A 19,508-nucleotide genomic window follows, 5' to 3' on the forward strand; every position below is an offset into this window, starting at 1 on the left:
CGATGGTACTGCAGGGGGGACCCTGTGGGAGAGTAGGACGCCGCCGAACAATCATTGTGGGAAAGCCCCGCACCTCATGGTGCGGGGCTTTTCTGCGTTTACGGGTCCGGTCCTTTCAGGAGGGAGCCAGGGCGGGGCGTGTTCAGAGGCGGCCGGCTGCTTTCAGGGCGAGATAGGCATCCGCCAGGGCGGGGGCGAGGGTCTCGGGAGTGGCATCGACGACCGTCACGCCGTGGCGGCGGAGGTGGTCGGCTGTGCGGGAGCGCTGGGACTGGGCCTGGGTGGCCGCGGCGGCCTCGTAGACGCCTTCGATGGTGCCGCGGGTCGCAGCCATGCGGGCGATGTGGGGATCGGCCACGGAGGCCACCAGGACCGTGTGGCGCTGGGTGAGCCGGGGGAGGACCGGCAGAAGGCCCTCCTCGATGGGAGCCGCGTCGAGGCTGGTCAGCAGGACGATGAGGGAGCGGCGTGGAGCGCGCGCGAGGGCGGTCGCGGCGAGGCCGCGGGCGTCGGTCTCGACCAACTCGGGTTCGAGTGGGGCGAGGGCGTTGACCACGGCCGGCAGGACGTCGCCGGCGGAGCGGCCCTGGACCTGGGCGCGGAGGCGACGGTCGTAGGCGAGGAGGTCCACGCGGTCACCGGCACGCGAGGCGAGCGCGGTGAGGAGCAGGGCCGCGTCCATGGAGGCGTCGAGGCGGGGGACGTCGCCTACGCGGCCGGCGGAGGTGCGGCCGGTGTCGAGGACGATCAGGATGTGGCGGTCGCGCTCGGGGCGCCAGGTGCGGACGGCGACCGTCGACTGGCGGGCCGTGGCCCTCCAGTCGATCGAGCGTGTGTCGTCGCCGGGGACGTACTCGCGGAGACTGTCGAACTCCGTGCCCTCGCCGCGGATCAGGACGCTGGTGCGGCCGTCGAGCTCGCGGAGCCTGGCCAGCCGGGACGGCAGGTGCTTGCGGCTGGTGAAGGGGGGCAGGACGCGGACGGTCCAGGGGACCTCGTGGTTGCCCTGGCGGGCCGCGAGGCCGAGGGGGCCGTACGAGCGGATGGTGATCCGTGCGGCCTGGCGGTCGCCGCGGCGCGTGGGCTGGAGGCGCGTGGTGAGGCGACGGCGCTCGCCGGCCGGGACCTTCAGCTTCCGGCGGGACGCGGCCTGTTCGGTGCCCGGGAGCCAGCTGCTGGGCGGCCAGGCGTCGCGGAGCTGGGCACGGAGCGGCCGGCCGGACGGGTTGGTGACGGCGAGGTGGACGTCTACCGCGTCACCGAGTCGAACGGATGTATCACCACTTCGGGTGAATCGCAGCTTTCGTACTGGCGCGGCCAAGGCGTAGTCGCACAGAATTGCTAGTGAGAGAGGCGCGTTCACCGCGAGCATCCCCGTCCAGCTGGGGGCGAGGATGCCGACGGGGAGTGATCCGAGGGCCGCGAGCAGCGCGGTTCGTCCGGTGAGGGCCATGGGGCGCCGTTCTCAGCGGGGGACGGGGACGTGGGCGAGGATCGAGTTGATGACGGAGTCGGGGGTGACCCCCTCCATCTCGGCCTCGGGCCGCAGGTGGATGCGATGACGCAGGGTGGGGAGAGCGAGGGCCTTCACATCGTCCGGGGTGACGTAGTCCCGGCCGGTGAGCCAGGCCCAGGCGCGGGCGGTGGAGAGCAGGGCGGTGGCGCCTCGGGGGGAGACCCCGAGCGTGAGCGAGGGGGATTCACGCGTGGCACGGCAGATATCGACGACATAGCCGGCGATCTCGGCGGAGACCGAGACCTTGGCGACGGCGGCGCGGGCCGCTTCGAGCTCGGCGGGGCCGGCGACGGGGCGGACGCCTGCGGCCTTCAGGTCGCGGGGGTCGAAGCCCTCGGCGTGACGGGTGAGGACCTGGATCTCGTCCGCGCGTGAGGGCAGAGGCACCGTCAGCTTGAGGAGGAACCGGTCCAGTTGGGCCTCGGGGAGGGGGTAGGTGCCCTCGTACTCGACGGGGTTCTGGGTCGCGGCGACCAGGAACGGCTCCGGCAGGGCGCGGGGGGTTCCGTCGACGGTGACCTGGCGCTCCTCCATCGCCTCCAGGAGGGAGGACTGGGTCTTCGGGGGAGTGCGGTTGATCTCGTCGGCGAGCAGCAGGTTGGTGAAGACAGGTCCGGGCTGGAAGGAGAACTCCGAGGTCCGGGTGTCGTAGACCAGGGAGCCGGTGACATCGCTCGGCATCAGGTCGGGGGTGAACTGGACGCGCTTGGTGTCGAGTTCGAGGGCACTGGCGAGCGAGCGGACCAGCAGGGTCTTGGCGACACCGGGGACGCCTTCGAGGAGGATGTGTCCCCGGCAGAGCAGGGCGACGACGAGACCGGTGACGGCGGGGTCCTGGCCGACCACGGCCTTCGCGATCTCGGTGCGCAGGGCCTCCAGGGAGGCGCGGGCGCTGTCCGAGGTCATAGCGGTCTCGGGGGTCGGGGCGCTCATGAGGTGCGTACCTCTCTTTCGAGGGCGTCGAGTTGGTCCGCCAGGCGGATGAGGGTGGCGTCGTCGGCGGGAGCCGGGCCGAAGAGGAGGTCTCGGGGGGCCGCGGTCGTGTCGGGAAGACGGGCGGAGAGTGCGGGGAGGAGGCGCTCGGGGGAGTGGGCGTCCTGGACGGCGACGCCCAACAGGGGCGCGAGGCGGGTGCGGGTCGCGGTGCGCAGGACGGAGGCGGCGCGGTCGCGGGCGTCGGCCTTGCGGTACAGGCGGGCGCGGCCCTCGGTGGCTTCGGAGGCGCGGAGCGCGACCGGGAGCCGTTCGGTGACGAGGGGGCCGAGGCGGCGGCCGCGCCAGATGGCGGCGAGCAGGGCCGCGATGGCGAGTTGGAGGGTACCCCACAGCCAGCCGGAGGGGATCAGCGAGAGGAAGTCGTCCGTGGTGTCGCCGGCGGAGTCGTCGGTGAGGGCCGAGGCGTCGGCGAGGGAGGGGAGGTACCAGACGAGATGGGTTCGGGAGCCGAGGAGTTGCAGGGCGAGCGAGGCGTTGCCCTGCTCGTCGAGACGGTTGTTGAAGAAGATGTCGGGCGAGCCGAGGAGGACGGTGTCCGTGGTGCCGGAGCCGGGGAGACGGACCAGGGTCGGCAGGCCGTCGGAGAGGTAGCAGGTGTCGGCGGGGGTGCCGGGGTCGGTGAGGTAGCGCTCGCCGCCGAGGTCGACGCTTCCGGCGCGGGTGGCGGTGGGAAGGGTGCAGGACGGGGCGAGGTTCCGCACGGAGGCGCTGGGGGCGCTGGTGACTCCGGGGGCCAAGGTGTCGAGCGAGGCGGTGCCGGCGCCGACCAGGACGGTGCGGCCGGCGGAGCGCGCCATCGCCGAACGGAGTGTGGCCTGCTGGGTCTCCGTCAGCAGGTCGGGGGTGGTGACCAGGAGGGTCGAGTCGGGGCGGGTCGCGGAAGTGGCCTCGTCGAGCGTGGTGGCGAGGGTGATCGCGACGCCGCGGTCCTTGAGGAGTTCGGCGACGGCCCGGCTGCCCGAGGGGTCGGCGGATCGTGGGTCGAGGGCGCCGTGGGAGTCGGTGGAGCGCACCGTCGCGAGGGCGATGCCGCCGATCAGGACGAGGGCGACCACCAGGGACGCGCCGCGGACACGGGTCCAGACGCGGCGGGCGGAGGGGGCGGTCGACGTGGAGGCGGTGGCGGGGCGGCTCATGCGGGAGCCCCCGTGGAGGCGGTGTCGAGCGTCGGGCGGGTCCGCTCCAGGGCGGTGTCCAGCTGCTCGACGCGGCGGTACGCGGCCTCGTCGGCGGTGCGGCCGCCGTATGTGACGTCGTCGAAGGCGCGGGCCGCGAGGCGCAGGTCGTCCGCGTGGGAGGGCAGGGAGCGGCCGGCTTCGGCGGCGGCCTCGTCGGCGGTGCGGCCGGGGCGTGGGTCGAGCAGGGTGCGTTCTTCGAGGGAGCGGACAATGGCCCGCATCCGTTCCTGGACCGCCTCGTTCCAGCGGCCGGCGGAAGCGTGGTGGGCGGCGGCGGAACGGTGGTCGCGGGCGGTGCGGGGGCCGTCGGCGAAGAGGGAGTCCCCGGCGGTGCCGGAGGTCCGCTGCGGGGTGCCCAGGCGCCACCAGAGGGCGGCGACCAGGGCGATCACGGCCAGGACGATGACGACGAGGCCGATGGTGCCGCCCGGAGTCGCCTCCGAGGCGGCCCCGAACAGGTCGTCGAGCCACTCCCAGAAGCGGTCGAGGCCGCGCTGGAGGAGGCTCGGGTCGTTCTGGTGGTACATCGGATCGGACAGCTCCCGCTCCGCCGCCTCGCGGGCGGGGACGCGGGAGATGTCCACCGGTACGTCGCCGTCGGCGAGCAGCTGTGTGGGCGGTGCCCCGGTCGTTCCCCCCGTGACCGTCACGGCATCAGCCTCCGACGGTCCGGTCGCCCGGGGTGGTGTCGTAGCCGGGGAGTCCCGCGGCCCGGGCCAGGTCGAGGTCCAGGGCTTCGCGGCGGATGCGCTGGTCGACGTAGAGCAGGACGGTGACGCCGGCGGAGATCGGGTAGGTCACCGCGCTGGCGATCACGCCGCCGATGCCCGTGACGATCAGGAACGGCCAGCCGAAGCTGGTGGTGGAGCCGGAGAGGAGGCCGGAGAAGCCGTCGCCGTCGAGCGCGATGCCGACGATGGTGAACGGGATCGCGATGATCATCACGAAGAGGAAGATCAGCAGCTGGGTGAGGAGCATGATCCCGAAGATCCGCCACCACGAGCCCTGCACCAGCTTGGCCGAGCGCTTCAGGGACCGGATCACGCCCTGGCGTTCGAGCATCAGGGCGGGGGAGGCGAGGCCGAAGCGGATCATCAGCCAGACGGCCGCCGCCACGGAGCCGAGGCCGCCGAGGACGGCGAGGGCCACGCCAGGGGCGCCGCCGATCAGAAGCCCCGGGAGGAGGCCGACGGAGACGACGGCCGCGCCGAGTGCGGCCAGGAGCAGGGTCAGTCCGATCAGCTGGAGCAGGCGGGGCCGGGCCTCCTGCCAGGCGGAGCCCAGCGAGACCGGGCGGCCGATGACGGCGCGGCTGATGACGACGGTCAGCAGGGCCGCGCTGACCGTGGAGGCCATCAGCGTGACCAGCAGGGACGGGGCCAGGCCGATCAGGGAGGACTGGAACGAGTCGAGGGACTGCTGGAGCTCCTCGGCGGGCGTGGCGTCCGAGCTGAGCTTCGGCGGCGCCGGGACGAGATACCGCTGGGCCAGGATGTCGGCGATCTGGGAGATCACCGCGACCGTGACCGTGATGGTCAGCACCGTGCGCCAGTAGGCGCGGAGGGTCTTCGCCGCTCCGTCGAGGATCTCGCCCATGCCGAGCGGGCGCAGCGGGATGACGCCGGGCTTCGCGGCCGGGGGCTTGCCCCAGTTCGCGTGGGAGGGCGGAGGTCCCCAGTTCCGGCCGGGGCCGGGAGGCGGGGTCTGTCCGGTGGGTGGGGACCACTGGCCGGCGGGCGGCTGGTCCTTCGACCACTGGGAGGCGGAGCCGTTCGCGTCGGCCGGGGCGGCGGGGCGGGGAACGCCGGAGCCGTCCTGGTCGTCGGAGGGGGCGGATCCGGGCGAGGTCCAGCCCGGAGTGTCGTTCACGGTCGTCCACCTCGGAGGAATGGTCGCGGTGCCGGATCGGCGAAACCGGCTCGGTCACGGCGGCCGACACCTGACACGGCGGCGGGCCGGGTGCCATCGTGCCACGCGGGGCCCGCGCGTGGGCCGGGGCCGCCGACTCGTTCGTACCTTCGTCCGGACCTTCATCGTGCGAGCGGCAGGCGGCACACGGTGCGGATGCCCGATCAGGCCGCGCGATCCGTGCGGTGGCGGGCCGAGTGGGGTGTGGTCGTCGAGATCGCGGCCCGGGCTGGGGGAGGCGCTGTGGGGCAGGTCACGGCAGGTGACGATTGGTTCTCATCAAGGCACCCGCCGCGCACGGTGCGGCGCGCGGCCCGTCGCCCGGGCCTGTGCTCCTGTCTGACGCCCCGTTCCAGCCCGGCCGCCGTCCGCGCGCCTGACAGCTCGGGTTGAGGGGTGGCGAACCACGATGCGGCCGGCGCGGTACGCGGGTGCGGCACAGACGGTGCCTCCGGCGGGGGCGCTCAAACTCCGGGATGGAAGGGGCTCCGTGGGCGGGTGCGGGCCGTGGGGTGTCGAGACGGGAGCGAGGGGTGGGGCTGGTGGACGAGGGGTCGCAGCTGGAGCCGACGGCTAGGACTTGAACTGGAAGCGCCATTGCTGGTTGAGGCCCACATCGCCGTTACCGCTGGCTGGGAATGCCTGCACCACCGGGGCCCCGTGCCTCTGGCTGGCATGGGCCACGTCCAGAACCATCCCGGTGTGGTCCACGACGATCCCGACGCTGTTCCCTACCTGGGGCACCAGGCCGAGGGAGCCTTGCACGAGCGGAGCCCTCCCCGCCGGTTGCACGAACCACCACACCTGGTTGCTCCCGCCGTTGCAGGTGGCCTGCACCACCGGAGCAGCGTGCTGCCTGCTGCCCCATGCGACATCCAGGCACATGCCGGAATGCCGGGCTTGGATCCTGAACTTCTGGCCGTCGCTGTAGGGCACGAGGCGCCACTGCTGGTTGTGACCGCCCCCGCACGTGGCCTGCACGACGGGGGCGCCATGCGCGTAGCTGTAGCCTGCCACGTCCAGGCACTGGCCAGAGTGTTTGGCGACGATCTGGTAGTAGCCGTTCCCAACCGGGCGCTCGGGTGTCGCAGCGGCGGGACCTTCGTAGACCGACAAGACGCCGACGGCCGCGAAACCGACACACAAGGCGGCTCGCGACGCCCTTCGCAGAGTGCGGATCATGGCTTCACCTTCTAGGGGCACGCCGCGATACCGCAGTACCAGCCCTTTGGAGCGCGACGGACACCACGCGAGAGGTAAGAGGGGAACGGGGTCGGAGACTCACGACCACCCGTACTGGCAAGGCTAGGCCTCCGCGAGTCCCGTCGCGACTTGGTTTGTCCCGGTCGACCGAGGCAGTGCCTGGGCCTTGTCGGCCGATCTCCTCCCATGGGCATCGACGGGATGGGCAGGGTACGGTTCTGCGCGACCACGGGGGACACGGGGGTGACATCCATGACTGACATCAACACCCACGGACACGGGCAGTCATCGGCAGACGATCTAGGACGTCACCGCAGGTCAGTGAGGTATCTCACCAGCAGCCTTGAGACTGATACGGAAATGGGATGATGTCGATATGAAGGGACGCGTTCTTGTCGTCGACGACGACACCGCACTGGCCGAGATGCTCGGCATCGTGCTGCGGGGTGAAGGGTTCGAGCCGTCGTTCGTCGCGGACGGTGACAAGGCGCTTGCCGCATTCCGGGAGGCCAAGCCTGACCTGGTGCTGCTCGACCTGATGTTGCCCGGACGGGACGGCATCGAGGTGTGCCGGCTCATCAGGGCAGAGTCGGGTGTGCCGATCGTGATGCTCACGGCCAAGAGCGACACGGTGGACGTGGTGGTGGGCCTGGAGTCCGGCGCCGACGACTACATCGTGAAGCCGTTCAAGCCGAAGGAGCTCGTCGCCCGCATCCGGGCGCGGCTGCGGAGGTCCGAGGAGCCGGCGCCGGAGCAGCTGACCATCGGTGACCTGGTCATCGACGTGGCCGGGCACTCCGTGAAGCGGGACGGGCAGGCCATCGCCCTCACCCCGCTCGAGTTCGACCTGCTCGTCGCGCTGGCGCGCAAGCCGTGGCAGGTCTTCACCCGTGAGGTCCTGCTGGAGCAGGTCTGGGGATACCGGCACGCGGCCGACACACGGCTGGTGAACGTGCACGTCCAGCGGCTGCGCTCGAAGGTCGAGAAGGACCCCGAGCGCCCGGAGATCGTGGTGACCGTCCGTGGCGTCGGTTACAAGGCGGGACCGAGCTGACATGACTGCAGGCAGTGCTGCTCCGAAGCCCGGGGACCCGGGAGTCCGTACGGGGCGGACTGCCGGACCGGGGCGGGGGGGCTCGCGTTCCGGCCGTCTGCCGCGCGGCGGACGGCTCCTCCAGGGCGGGGCGCCGGGAGGAACCGTGTTCCGGCTCTTCGTCCGCTGGGTGCGCCGGCCCCTGCTGCCCGCCGTGCGCCTGTGGCGGCGGAACCTCCAGCTGCGGGTCGTCGCGGGCACCCTGCTGATGTCACTCGGCGTGGTGCTGCTGCTCGGCATCGTCGTGATCGGCCAGGTCCGCAACGGCCTGTTCGACGCCAAGGAGAAGGCCGCGCAGAGCCAGGCCGCCGGCGGGTTCTCCGCCGCGCAGGACCGGGCGGCGACCACTCCGTCGGCCCCCGGTCAGCAGGAGGGCGTACGGGCGGGCGCGTCCGTGAACTGGCGCTCCACGCTCGTCGAGCAGCTTGCCAGCGGCGGCCAGAGCGCCTTCAACGTGGTCGCGCTCTCCCTCGACACCAGTGAGGCGGCGAGCCGCGGTGCCCGCGCCTCCGGTGAGGTCGACCCGACCACGAGCATCCCCGCCGAACTGCGGTACTCGGTGGCCCAGGGCACGGACACCTTCCAGCAGTCCACCCGGATCCACTACACCAGCGGCAAGGCGTCCGAGCGCGGGCTGGTCATCGGCAAGCGGTTGAACGACGCCGAGGGCAAGCCGTACGAGCTGTACTACCTCTTCCCGCTGACGCAGGAGGAGGACTCCCTCACCCTGGTCAAGGGCACGCTCGCGACCGCCGGTCTGTTCGTCGTCGTGCTGCTCGGCGCCATCGCCTGGCTCATGGTGCGCCAGGTCGTCACGCCCGTCCGGATGGCCGCCGGGATCGCCGAGCGGCTCTCCGCGGGCCGGCTCCAGGAACGGATGAAGGTCACAGGCGAGGACGACATCGCGCGGCTCGGCGAGGCCTTCAACAAGATGGCCCAGAGCCTCCAGCTGAAGATCCAGCAGCTGGAGGAGCTGTCGCGGATGCAGCGGCGGTTCGTCTCGGACGTGTCGCACGAGCTGCGCACGCCGCTGACCACGGTCCGGATGGCCGCCGACGTCATCCACGAGGCCCGGGTCGACTTCGACCCGATAACCGCGCGCTCCGCGGAGCTCCTCGGCGACCAGCTCGACCGTTTCGAGTCGCTGCTCTCCGACCTCCTGGAGATCAGCCGCTTCGACGCGGGAGCGGCGGCCCTGGAGGCCGAGCCGATAGACCTGCGCCAGGTCGTGCGCCGGGTCATCGGCGGTGCCGAGCCCCTCGCCGAGCGCAAGGGCACCCGGATCGTGGTCGTCGGCGACCAGCAGCCCGTGGTGGCCGAGGCGGACGCCCGCCGGGTCGAGCGGGTGCTGCGCAACCTCGTCGTCAACGCCGTCGAGCACGGCGAGGGCCGTGACGTGGTGGTGAAGCTGGCCGCCGCGGGCGGAGCCGTCGCCGTCGCCGTCCGCGACTACGGCGTCGGACTCAAGCCGGGCGAGGCGACCCGGGTCTTCAACCGCTTCTGGCGTGCCGACCCGGCCCGCGCGCGCACCACCGGCGGTACGGGTCTCGGCCTGTCGATCGCCGTCGAGGACGCCCGGCTGCACGGCGGCTGGCTCCAGGCGTGGGGCGAGCCGGGCGGCGGTTCGCAGTTCCGGCTCACCCTGCCGCGCACCGCGGACGAGCCGTTGCGGGGCTCCCCGATCCCGCTGGAGCCCGAGGACTCGCGGCGCAACCGCGAGCAGGCGGCGGCGGGGCGCGCCCAGGAGGGCGCGCGCCGGGTGGCGGTGCCCGCGCAGCCCGTCGGGGAGCGGCCCTCGCTCCCCGTGCCGCCGAGGCTGCCCGCGCCGTCGCGGGCGACCGTCGACCCGACGGCCCTGCCCGGCAGTGGCGCCCGGGTGGTGGCGCGCGCGGCGACGGAGACCGACGGCGGCGAGGCGAGTACGGCGGGGGCCGGTGGGAACGGGAACGCGGAGCGGGAGGACGGGACACGTGGGCGCTGACTCCCGAGCGGAGCACGCGGGGCGGGGCAGGGCGACGCGCGGAGCGGTGCTGGTCGCGTGCGGTGGTCTCCTCATGACCGCCTGCGCGACGATGCCCGACAGCGGTGACGTCCAGGCGGTCAAGGGGGCCAACCCCGGCGACTCGCAGGTGCGGGTCTACGCCGTCGCGCCGCGCGACAACGCGGAGCCGGACGAGATCGTCGACGGCTTCCTGGAGGCGATGACGAGTGACGACCCCGGCTTCGCCACCGCCCGCAAGTACCTGACGAACGAGGCCGCCCGGAGCTGGAAGCCCGAGCAGAGCATCACCGTGCTCACCACCGCGCCCGACCGCGAGCAGGCCGACCGCAACGCCGACCCCGAGAACCAGGGTCGTGCCTACCCGCTCTCCGGCCGGAAGATCGCGACCGTGGACGCCCGGCACGCGTACCAGCCGGTCAGTCCCGCCGAGTACGAGCAGTCGATCCACGTCGTGCAGCAGCCCACGGCGAACGGCAAGGGCAAGGAGTGGCGCATCGACAGCCTCCCGCCCGGCCTGGTGCTCGGCGAGGCCGACTTCCTGCGGAACTACCGTTCGGTCAACAAGTACTACTTCGCCTCCGGGGAGGACTGGGTCGTCGCCGACCCGGTCTACATCCGGCAGAGGCAGGATCCGGTCACCCGGATGGACCCGGTGACGCAGACGGTCAAGGCGCTGCTCGAAGGCCCGACGAACTGGCTGAAGCCCGCCGTCGACTCGTCGTTCCTCTCCGGTACGGAGCTGAAGGAGGGCGTCACCACGCTGACGCCGGACGACCAGTCCACGCTGCGGGTGCCGCTCAACGCCAAGGCGGACCGGGCGGGCGGCGACGCGTGCCGGCGGATGGCCGCGCAACTGCTGTTCACCCTCGGGGACCTGACGTCCGTGCGGGTAGAGCAGGTGGAACTCCTCGGGTCCGGCGGCCAGTCGCTGTGCCGGCTGGGCAAGGGGCAGGCCGCCGAGTTCGCCGCGGTCCGCAACGCGGACCGGGAGGAGAGCCCGTACTTCGTCGACGGGCACGGCAAGCTGATGATGCTGATGCTCGGCGCCAAGGAGGCCGCCGCGCCCGCCGAGGTGCCGGGGCCGCTCGGCAAGCCCGGACTGCAGCTCGGGTCCGTCGCCGTCGACCGCGGCGAGACCCGGGCCGCCGGGGTCGGGTCGAGCGGCCGCGAGCTGTTCGTCTCCTCGATCACCACGGAGCAGGAGACGCCGGCCGCGATCCTCCGGAGCAAGGCCGCCAAGCCCGAGGACCGCCTGTCCGCGCCCAGCTGGGACGGCCGGGGCGACCTGTGGGTCGCCGACCGGGACCCCGCTGCGCCCCGCCTGTGGATGGTGCCGGACGGTACCGGCGAGCCCGTCGAGGTCCGTACGCCCTGGCTGGACGACGACGCCCGGATCGAGTCCCTGCGGGTCTCGGCGGACGGCGTCCGGATCGCGCTGGTGGTCACCCGCGGCGATCGCACGACCCTGCAGATCGGCCGGGTCCAGCGGCAGACGACGGGCGACGAACCGGTCGTCTCCGTCCTGGACCTCCAGCCCGCCACGCCCCGGATGGAGTCGGTCACGGCGGTCTCCTGGGCCGGTCCGAGCCGGCTCGTCGTGGTCGGCAGGGAAACGGGCGGCGTCCAGCAGATCCGCTACCTCCAGACCGACGGCTCGACCTCGACGACCTCGGTCCTGCCCGGTCTGGACGGGGTGACCTCGGTCGCCGCGCCGCACAACGACAAGTCGTCCGTCGTCGCCGACTCCGGCAACGACGGCATCGTCCGGCTCGCGCCCGGGACCAACTGGCAGCCGGTGGTCAAGAAGGGCGCCTCGCCGGTCTATCCGGGGTAGCGGCCGCCGGAGGCATCCGGGACGGCCGAGCCCGGGGCCTCGTGGTTTTCCACAGGGGTGGCCGGGGAGCGCCCGGAGGCGCACAGTGGAGCCATGCGGGGGTGGTGGCGGGAGATCGCCGGGCTGGTGCTGCCGGTCGCCTGCGGAGGCTGCGGCAGGCCGCGGACGGAGCTGTGTCCGTCGTGCGCCGGCGCGCTGAGGGGTACGGGGCCGAGTCTGGTGCGGCCGTCGCCCGAGCCGGCCGGGCTGCCCGAGGTCCATGCCGCCGCGCCGTACGCGGACGCCGTACGGGAACTGCTGCTCGCCCACAAGGAGCGAGGGGCGCTCACGCTGGCGCGCCCCCTGGGCGCGGCCCTGGCGACCGCCGTGGAGGCCGCTGGCGGGGCGTCCACGGGTCCCGGAGAGCGGCCGCTGCTCCTCGTACCGGTGCCGTCCTCCCGGCGTTCCGTACGGGCACGTGGGCACGATCCGACACGGCGGATCGCGCTCGCGGCGGCCGCGCGGCTGCGGCGGACGGGACGGGCGGCGCGGGTCGTGCCGGTGCTGCGCCAGCGGCGACACGTGGCCGACCAGGCGGGACTCGGAGCGCCGGCGCGGCGCGCGAACCTCGCCGGGGCACTGGAGGTCGTGCCGGGCGGCGCACGGCTCCTGACGGCGGGACGGGTGGTCCTCGTGGACGACCTGATGACCACGGGCGCCTCGCTCGCGGAAGCGGCGCGGGCCATCGGAGCCGTACATCTTCCGTTCATTCACGGAATACCGCACGGCTTACCGGCCGGTTCACCGCAGCATGGATTCGAACAGCGGGTGGCGGCTGTGATCGCATCCTCTCCCGCCTCGTTCGGAATAAACCGGAACTCGCCGGGAACTTGGATCGTTGCAGGTGGTGAGCGGTGAAAGCATCCGATCGGAGGTATGTCGCGGTAGCGGGTGCCGACACCCGTCCGAAGGGGCTATGTTCGGTTGTGAGGGATGGCGAATGCCATCGCCTCGCCGATTACATGGTTGCGCCTACAGGACAGGAGTTCAGGGCGAATTAACCTCTTGTCGATGGGGTGGGGATCTTGTCGACTGGGGAGGAGGAGGTGAAAGTCGCCAAGTCCGAGCTCCGGCTAATCCAGCCGGAGTCTGGTGCAAAGGGAGATGCCCGGCGGCCAAGGAGCCGGTCCGGGCGATCCGGGAACGGAGTTCTGCGTGGACATCGTCGTCAAGGGCCGCAAGACCGAGGTGCCCGAGCGGTTCCGCAAGCACGTGGCCGAGAAGCTGAAGCTGGAGAAGATCCAGAAGCTCGACGGCAAGGTGATCAGCCTCGACGTCGAGGTGTCCAAGGAGCACAACCCGCGGCAGGCCGACCGGTCCGACCGCGTGGAGATCACCCTCCACTCCCGAGGCCCGGTGATCCGGGCCGAAGCGGCGGCAGGCGACCCGTACGCAGCCCTCGACCTTGCCAGCGACAAGCTCGAGGCGCGACTGCGCAAGCAGCACGACAAGCGATACACCCGCCGCGGCAACGGCAGGCTGTCGGCAGCGGAGGTCGGGGACGTGGTGCCCGGCGCCGCCAAGCTCAACGGTGACGGCCAACTGGCCGCCGACGAGCCCGACAAGGTGCCCACCACGATGATGGGCTCGATCGAAGTCCAGGGCGAGGGCCCCCTCGTGGTCCGCGAGAAGACCCACCGGGCCGCCCCGATGACGCTCGACCAGGCGCTCTACGAAATGGAGCTGGTCGGCCACGACTTCTACCTTTTCGTCGACTCCGACAACAAGCAGCCGAGCGTCGTCTACCGGCGACACGCGTACGACTACGGCGTCATCCACCTGGAGAGCGACCCGCTCGCCGAGGGCGGCGGCGCTGGTGGTGCACTCGGCGGCTGACCGGCCGCCACCCCCGCACCACCCCACACCTCAGATGTCTCACACGGTGCCCCTGGAGCGCATGGCGCCCCCCAGGGGCACCCCCTTGTGCCCGTGGAGCACCCCGCGGTCGCCGGGGCATGAAATCATGGCGTGCACGCCAACCGGTGCTCTTCGAGCAGCGGTTGGAGGACCGGAAACGAATTCAGGCCACGGCCTTCAGGGGGAGGAACGATGGCGGACAGCTTCGGGCCGGTGCTCAGCGGGCGCGAGCACGGTGGTGCGGTCCCGGAGGGATCGGATTCGGACAGCGGTGCATTCCGCAAGGAGCCGATCCGGGTTCTCGTCGTGGACGACCATGCCCTCTTCCGCCGCGGACTCGAGATCGTCCTCGCCCAGGAGGAGGACATCCAGGTCGTCGGAGAGGCCGGTGACGGCGCCGAAGCCGTCGACAAGGCCGCCGATCTGCTGCCCGACATCGTCCTGATGGACGTGCGGATGCCCCGGCGCGGCGGCATCGAGGCGTGCACCTCCATCAAGGAGGTGGCCCCCAGCGCGAAGATCATCATGCTGACGATCAGCGACGAGGAGGCCGACCTCTACGACGCGATCAAGGCGGGAGCCACCGGCTACCTCCTCAAGGAGATCTCCACCGACGAGGTCGCCACGGCGATCCGGGCGGTCGCGGACGGACAGTCGCAGATCAGCCCGTCGATGGCGTCGAAGCTCCTCACCGAGTTCAAGTCGATGATCCAGCGCACCGACGAGCGCCGGCTGGTGCCCGCGCCCCGGCTGACCGACCGCGAGCTCGAGGTCCTCAAGCTCGTCGCGACCGGGATGAACAACCGGGACATCGCCAAGGAGCTGTTCATCTCCGAGAACACGGTGAAGAACCACGTACGCAACATCCTGGAGAAGCTGCAGCTGCACTCGCGGATGGAGGCCGTGGTCTACGCGATGCGGGAGAAGATCCTGGAGATCCGCTAGGGGGTGTCCTGCCGATCGGGCCAGGCGTCGCGAGCTCGACCTGATCGGCAGGGCACCCCTCAACCGAGGGCGGTCACCAGCTCGGGCGCCAGTTCCGGGTGGTTCAGGCGCTCCACGGACACGGAGTCGCAGCCGACCCACTCGGCGGCCTCGCGCAGCGCACGGGCCACCGCGGGCACGGCCTTGGGCCCGTCGAGGGTGATCTGGCGGGCGACGAGCGTGCGGCCCTCGCGGGCGGGGTCGACGCGGCCGACGAGACGACCACCGGCGAGGACCGGCATCGCGAAGTAGCCGTGCACGCGCTTCGGCTTCGGCACGTACGCCTCCAGGCGGTGCGTGAAGCCGAAGATCCGCTCCGTGCGGGGCCGCTCCCAGATCAGCGAGTCGAAGGGCGACAGCAGCGTCGTGCGGTGCCGGCCGCGCGGCTCCGTCGCCAGCGCCGCCGGATCGGCCCACGCGGGCTTCCCCCAGCCGGCCACCGTCACCGGCACCAGACCCGAGGCCTCCACCACCGCGTCGAACTGCTCGGCCTTGATCCGGTGGTAGTCGGCGATGTCCGCGCGCGTGCCCACCCCGAGCGCCTCGCCCGCCTGCCGTACCAGGCGCCGCACGCACTCGGTGTCGTCGAGGTCGTCGTGCAGCAGCTCCTGCGGGATCGCCCGCTCCGCCAGGTCGTACACCCGCTTCCAGCCGCGCCGCTCCGTGACGACGACCTCGCCGTGCATCAGCGCCCGCTCCACGGCGATCTTGGCGTCGGACCAGTCCCACCACTCGCCCTTGTTCTTCGCGCCGCCCAGCTCCGTCGCCGTCAGCGGGCCCTGGTCCCGCAGCTGGGCGATCACCTTGTCGTACGCCCCGGGGGACAGCTCGTGGCCCCAGTGCGGACGGTCGCGGTAGGCGCGCCTGCGGAAGGCGAAGTGCGGCCACTCCTCGACGGGCAGCACGCAGGCGGCGTGCGACCAGTACTCGAAGGCGTGCGCCCCGGTCCAGTACGCGTCCTCGACCGTGGTGCGGCCGACGGCGCCCAGGCGCGCGTACGGGATGAGCTCGTGGGAGCGGGCCAGCACCGAGATGGTGTCGAGCTGGACCTGGCCGAGCGACCGGAGGACCCCGCGCACCCCGGCCCTGCGGTCGGGCGCGCCGAGGAATCCCTGGGCACGCAGGGCGATCCTGCGGGCTTCGTCGGCGGACAGTTCGGCGGCGGGGAGCGGCGCAGTCGTCATGGACCGCACCCTAGGCCCCGGCACTGACAACGGGCCCGGTGTGCTCAGGCGGTGCGTGCGGGGAGGTACGGCAGGGGGCTGGGCAGGCCGAAGTCGGAGGGCAGCAGGGCGCCGACCCAGCTGTCCCGGAGGGTGCCCTTGTTGGCCAGGGCGGCACGCTGGGTGCCCTCCATGACGAAGCCGACCCGCTCGGCCACCGCGCGCGAGCCGGCGTTGCCGACCTCGGCGCGCCAGATCAGGCGGGTGCAGCCGAGTCCGGTGAAGGCCCAGTGGGCGAGGGCCCGGACGGTCTCCGTCATGTAACCGGCGCCGCGGTGCTCCTTCGACAGCCAGTAGCCGACCTCCCAGGCGCCCTGGCCGCGACTGCTCAGCGAGGTCGCGGCGAGCAGCGGGCCGCCGGCCACCGGTTCGACGGCGAAGGCGTACTCCGTGTCGTCGCGCCAGCCGTCCGGCGCCAGCCGCTGGACGAAGAGCTCGGCGTCCTCGCGCTTGTACGGGGAGGGGACGACGGTCCAGCGCTGGATGTCGGGGTCCTGGCAGACGGCGTAGACCGCTTCGGTGTCCTCGGGGACGAAGGCGCGCAGTCGGAGACGGTCCGTGGTGAGGGTGATGGGATCCATGCCGGGATTGTGGTGACCGCGGGCAGCGGAAGCGAACACTTTTCGGGTGGGGCGGCACCTTCCGCCCACCTCGGGCGTTCTCTTTCCGGGCGCACGTACGGCTCCGGCACTGCGGGCCTCCCTCTGCGCGGGCGGTCTCGCTTACGATGGCCGTTACGGTGGGGACCACCTGCCGTGCCCGCGCTCGCGTCCTTCACAAGACCCAGTGCCAGGCCCGACCGGCAAGGAGACCAGCCTCAGTGTCCGTCTTCAACAAGCTCATGCGTGCAGGCGAAGGCAAGATCCTGCGCAAACTGCACCGCATCGCGGACCAGGTCAACTCCATCGAAGAGGACTTCGTCAACCTCTCCGACGCCGACCTGCGGGCGCTCACCGAGGAGTACAAGCAGCGGTACGCCGACGGCGAGAGCCTCGACGACCTGATGCCCGAGGCGTTCGCGACGGTGCGCGAGGCCGCCAAGCGCGTCCTCGGCCAGCGCCACTACGACGTCCAGCTGATGGGCGGCGCCGCGCTGCACCTCGGCCACGTCGCGGAGATGAAGACCGGTGAGGGCAAGACCCTCGTCGGTACCCTCCCGGCGTACCTCAACGCGCTGTCCGGCAAGGGCGTGCACCTGATCACGGTCAACGACTACCTGGCCGAGCGCGACTCCGAGCTCATGGGCCGGGTGCACAAGTTCCTCGGCCTGACGGTCGGCTGCATCCTGGCCAACATGACGCCGGCTCAGCGCCGCGAGATGTACAACTGCGACATCACGTACGGCACGAACAACGAGTTCGGCTTCGACTACCTCCGCGACAACATGGCGTGGTCCAAGGACGAGCTCGTCCAGCGCGGCCACAACTTCGCCTGTGTCGACGAGGTCGACTCCATCCTCGTCGACGAGGCCCGTACGCCGCTGATCATCTCCGGCCCGGCCGACCAGGCGACCAAGTGGTACGGCGACTTCGCGAAGCTCGTCACCCGCCTCTCCAAGGGCGAGCCCGGCAACCCGCTCAAGGGCATCGAGGAGACCGGCGACTACGAGGTCGACGAGAAGAAGCGGACCGTCGCCATCCATGAGGCCGGTGTCGCCAAGGTCGAGGACTGGCTGGGCATCGACAACCTCTACGAGTCGGTGAACACCCCGCTCGTCGGTTACCTGAACAACGCCATCAAGGCGAAGGAACTGTTCAAGAAGGACAAGGACTACGTCGTCATGGACGGCGAAGTCATGATCGTCGACGAGCACACCGGCCGTATCCTCGCCGGTCGCCGCTACAACGAGGGCATGCACCAGGCGATCGAGGCGAAGGAAGGGGTGCAGATCAAGGACGAGAACCAGACCCTCGCCACGATCACCCTGCAGAACTTCTTCCGCCTGTACTCGAAGCTCTCCGGCATGACCGGTACGGCCATGACCGAGGCCGCCGAGTTCCACCAGATCTACAAGCTGGGCGTCGTCCCGATCCCCACGAACAGGCCGATGATCCGCAAGGACCAGTCCGACCTGATCTACCGGACCGAGGTCGCCAAGTTCGCCGCCGTCGTCGACGACATCGCGGAGAAGCACGAGAAGGGTCAGCCGATCCTCGTCGGCACGACCTCCGTGGAGAAGTCCGAGTACCTCTCGCAGCAGCTCTCCAAGCGCGGCGTCCAGCACGAGGTCCTCAACGCCAAGCACCACGAGCGCGAGGCCAGCATCGTCGCTCAGGCCGGCCGCCGCGGCGCCGTCACGGTCGCCACGAACATGGCCGGCCGCGGTACCGACATCAAGCTCGGCGGCAACCCGGACGACCTCGCCGAGGCCGAGCTGCGCCAGGCGGGCCTGGACCCGGTCGAGCACGTCGAGGAGTGGGCCGCCGCCCTCCCCGCCGCCCTGGAGCGCGCCGAGAAGGCCGTGAAGGCGGAGTTCGAGGAGGTCAAGGAGCTCGGCGGTCTGTACGTGCTCGGCACCGAGCGCCACGAGTCCCGCCGTATCGACAACCAGCTGCGCGGTCGTTCCGGCCGTCAGGGCGACCCGGGCGAGTCCCGCTTCTACCTCTCCCTCGGCGACGACCTCATGCGGCTGTTCAAGGCGCAGATGGTCGAGCGCGTGATGGCCATGGCCAACGTGCCGGACGACGTGCCGATCGAGAACAAGATGGTCACCCGCGCCATCGCCTCCGCCCAGTCCCAGGTCGAGACCCAGAACTTCGAGACGCGCAAGAACGTCCTCAAGTACGACGAGGTCCTCAACCGGCAGCGCGAGGTCATCTACGGCGAGCGACGCCGCGTCCTGGAGGGCGAGGACCTGCACGAGCAGATCCAGCACTTCATGGACGACACGATCGACGACTACATCCGCCAGGAGACCGCCGAGGGCTTCGCGGAGGAGTGGGACCTCGACCGTCTGTGGAACGCCTTCAGGCAGCTCTACCCGGTGAAGGTCACCGTGGAGGAGCTGGAGGACGCGGCCGGGGACCGGGCGGGCATCACCGCCGAGTTCATCGCCGAGTCGATCAAGGACGACATCCACGAGCAGTACGAGACGCGCGAGAAGCAGCTCGGCTCGGAGATCATGCGTGAGCTGGAGCGGCGCGTGGTCCTGTCCGTCCTGGACCGCAAGTGGCGCGAGCACCTCTACGAGATGGACTACCTCCAGGAGGGCATCGGCCTGCGCGCGATGGCGCAGAAGGACCCGCTGGTCGAGTACCAGCGCGAGGGCTTCGACATGTTCACCGCCATGATGGAGGGCATCAAGGAGGAGTCCGTCGGCTACCTGTTCAACCTGGAGGTCCAGGTCGAGCAGCAGGTCGAGGAGGTCCCGGTGCAGGCGGGCGCGCCGTCGCTCACCAAGGAGGACGCCGTCCCGGCGCCCGCGGGCCGTCCGGAGATCCGCGCCAAGGGGCTCGACGCCCCGCAGCGGCCGGACCGGCTGCACTTCTCGGCGCCGACCGTGGACGGTGACGGCGGCGTGATCGAGGGCGACTTCGCCTCCGACGAGGACGGCGGCGACGGGATGACCCGGGCCGAGCGGCGCAAGGCGCAGAAGAACGCCGGCGGCGGGCGTCGTCGCAAGAAGTGAGGTGCCACCGCCGAGGGCTCTGACAAGGAGTCGCTGACGCGGTGAGC

The 19,508-nt window shown here is 71.5% G+C and carries 15 protein-coding genes; 7 read left to right on the forward strand and 8 right to left on the reverse strand.

Annotated features, from left to right (window positions below):
* Positions 1 to 142: 142 nt before the first annotated feature.
* From OO54_RS31085 to OO54_RS31110, 6 genes are all read right to left on the reverse strand, one after another.
* Positions 143 to 1,453: a DUF58 domain-containing protein gene (locus OO54_RS31085; protein WP_033209011.1), complete on the reverse strand. Its 1,311-nt coding sequence runs from the start codon at positions 1,451 to 1,453 to the stop codon at positions 143 to 145.
* A gap of 12 nt (positions 1,454 to 1,465) precedes the next feature.
* Complete coding sequence (locus tag OO54_RS31090) at positions 1,466 to 2,449, reverse strand: AAA family ATPase (protein ID WP_033209013.1); 984 nt, start codon at positions 2,447 to 2,449, stop codon at positions 1,466 to 1,468.
* Positions 2,446 to 3,648, reverse strand: a complete 1,203-nt coding sequence (locus OO54_RS31095) for a DUF4350 domain-containing protein (protein WP_033209015.1) — start codon at positions 3,646 to 3,648, stop codon at positions 2,446 to 2,448. The genes OO54_RS31090 and OO54_RS31095 overlap by 4 nt, the downstream gene beginning before the upstream one ends.
* Positions 3,645 to 4,340 carry a DUF4129 domain-containing protein gene (locus OO54_RS31100; protein ID WP_033209017.1) on the reverse strand — a complete coding sequence of 232 codons (696 nt, stop codon included), beginning with the start codon at positions 4,338 to 4,340 and terminating at the stop codon, positions 3,645 to 3,647. The genes OO54_RS31095 and OO54_RS31100 overlap by 4 nt, the downstream gene beginning before the upstream one ends.
* A 4-nt stretch (positions 4,341 to 4,344) precedes the next feature.
* Positions 4,345 to 5,559, reverse strand: a complete 1,215-nt coding sequence (locus tag OO54_RS31105) for a glycerophosphoryl diester phosphodiesterase membrane domain-containing protein (RefSeq protein ID WP_033209019.1) — start codon at positions 5,557 to 5,559, stop codon at positions 4,345 to 4,347.
* 612 nt (positions 5,560 to 6,171) lie between these two features.
* Entirely contained in the window at positions 6,172 to 6,780 is a 609-nt protein-coding gene (locus tag OO54_RS31110) for an RICIN domain-containing protein (RefSeq protein WP_051787328.1), read from the reverse strand.
* Positions 6,781 to 7,177: 397 nt separating this feature from the next.
* Here OO54_RS31110 and mtrA point away from each other — a divergent pair, with 397 nt between their 5' ends.
* The 6 genes from mtrA (at position 7,178) to OO54_RS31140 (ending at position 14,571) form a co-directional block, all read left to right on the forward strand.
* Entirely contained in the window at positions 7,178 to 7,855 is a 678-nt protein-coding gene (gene mtrA / locus OO54_RS31115; RefSeq protein WP_004946863.1) for a two-component system response regulator MtrA, read from the forward strand.
* 1 nt (position 7,856) lies between these two features.
* Entirely contained in the window at positions 7,857 to 9,875 is a 2,019-nt protein-coding gene (gene mtrB, locus OO54_RS31120) for an MtrAB system histidine kinase MtrB (RefSeq protein WP_200146742.1), read from the forward strand.
* Positions 9,865 to 11,730: an LpqB family beta-propeller domain-containing protein gene (locus tag OO54_RS31125; protein ID WP_033209021.1), complete on the forward strand. Its 1,866-nt coding sequence runs from the start codon at positions 9,865 to 9,867 to the stop codon at positions 11,728 to 11,730. The genes mtrB and OO54_RS31125 overlap by 11 nt, the downstream gene beginning before the upstream one ends.
* 93 nt (positions 11,731 to 11,823) lie before the next feature.
* Entirely contained in the window at positions 11,824 to 12,627 is an 804-nt protein-coding gene (locus OO54_RS31130; RefSeq protein ID WP_033209023.1) for a ComF family protein, read from the forward strand.
* 297 nt (positions 12,628 to 12,924) lie between these two features.
* On the forward strand, positions 12,925 to 13,605 hold the full coding sequence (gene hpf / locus OO54_RS31135; protein ID WP_026057806.1) for a ribosome hibernation-promoting factor, HPF/YfiA family: 681 nt from the start codon (positions 12,925 to 12,927) through the stop codon (positions 13,603 to 13,605).
* Positions 13,606 to 13,818: 213 nt separating this feature from the next.
* The gene (locus OO54_RS31140; RefSeq protein ID WP_017237000.1) at positions 13,819 to 14,571 is read left to right on the forward strand and encodes a response regulator; all 753 of its coding nucleotides are present in this window, start codon (positions 13,819 to 13,821) and stop codon (positions 14,569 to 14,571) included.
* A gap of 59 nt (positions 14,572 to 14,630) precedes the next feature.
* On the opposite strand, the gene OO54_RS31145 is transcribed toward OO54_RS31140, so the two are convergent.
* Both OO54_RS31145 and OO54_RS31150 read right to left on the reverse strand, forming a co-directional pair.
* Positions 14,631 to 15,794, reverse strand: a complete 1,164-nt coding sequence (locus OO54_RS31145; RefSeq protein ID WP_026057807.1) for a winged helix-turn-helix domain-containing protein — start codon at positions 15,792 to 15,794, stop codon at positions 14,631 to 14,633.
* A 44-nt stretch (positions 15,795 to 15,838) separates the two neighbouring features.
* Positions 15,839 to 16,414 carry a GNAT family N-acetyltransferase gene (locus OO54_RS31150; RefSeq protein WP_033209025.1) on the reverse strand — a complete coding sequence of 192 codons (576 nt, stop codon included), beginning with the start codon at positions 16,412 to 16,414 and terminating at the stop codon, positions 15,839 to 15,841.
* Between the two features lie 239 nt (positions 16,415 to 16,653).
* On the opposite strand from OO54_RS31150, the gene secA reads away from it, so the two are divergent.
* Positions 16,654 to 19,461: a preprotein translocase subunit SecA gene (gene secA / locus OO54_RS31155; protein WP_033209027.1), complete on the forward strand. Its 2,808-nt coding sequence runs from the start codon at positions 16,654 to 16,656 to the stop codon at positions 19,459 to 19,461.
* Positions 19,462 to 19,508 lie beyond the last annotated feature (47 nt).

Source organism: Streptomyces wedmorensis (assembly GCF_000716445.1).
GTDB classification, from domain to species: Bacteria; Actinomycetota; Actinomycetes; order Streptomycetales; family Streptomycetaceae; genus Streptomyces; species Streptomyces wedmorensis.

What these genes read in the sequence shown, in the direction of transcription:
- OO54_RS31150 (WP_033209025.1), bottom strand. Translation starts at nt 16,414, where the DNA reads ATGGATCCCATCACCCTCACCACGGACCGTCTCCGACTGCGCGCCTTC.
- OO54_RS31095 (WP_033209015.1), bottom strand. Translation starts at nt 3,648, where the DNA reads ATGAGCCGCCCCGCCACCGCCTCCACGTCGACCGCCCCCTCCGCCCGC.
- mtrA (WP_004946863.1), top strand. Translation starts at nt 7,178, where the DNA reads ATGAAGGGACGCGTTCTTGTCGTCGACGACGACACCGCACTGGCCGAG.
- OO54_RS31085 (WP_033209011.1), bottom strand. Translation starts at nt 1,453, where the DNA reads ATGGCCCTCACCGGACGAACCGCGCTGCTCGCGGCCCTCGGATCACTC.
- OO54_RS31140 (WP_017237000.1), top strand. Translation starts at nt 13,819, where the DNA reads ATGGCGGACAGCTTCGGGCCGGTGCTCAGCGGGCGCGAGCACGGTGGT.
- OO54_RS31110 (WP_051787328.1), bottom strand. Translation starts at nt 6,780, where the DNA reads ATGATCCGCACTCTGCGAAGGGCGTCGCGAGCCGCCTTGTGTGTCGGT.
- mtrB (WP_200146742.1), top strand. Translation starts at nt 7,857, where the DNA reads ATGACTGCAGGCAGTGCTGCTCCGAAGCCCGGGGACCCGGGAGTCCGT.
- OO54_RS31130 (WP_033209023.1), top strand. Translation starts at nt 11,824, where the DNA reads ATGCGGGGGTGGTGGCGGGAGATCGCCGGGCTGGTGCTGCCGGTCGCC.
- OO54_RS31145 (WP_026057807.1), bottom strand. Translation starts at nt 15,794, where the DNA reads ATGACGACTGCGCCGCTCCCCGCCGCCGAACTGTCCGCCGACGAAGCC.
- OO54_RS31090 (WP_033209013.1), bottom strand. Translation starts at nt 2,449, where the DNA reads ATGAGCGCCCCGACCCCCGAGACCGCTATGACCTCGGACAGCGCCCGC.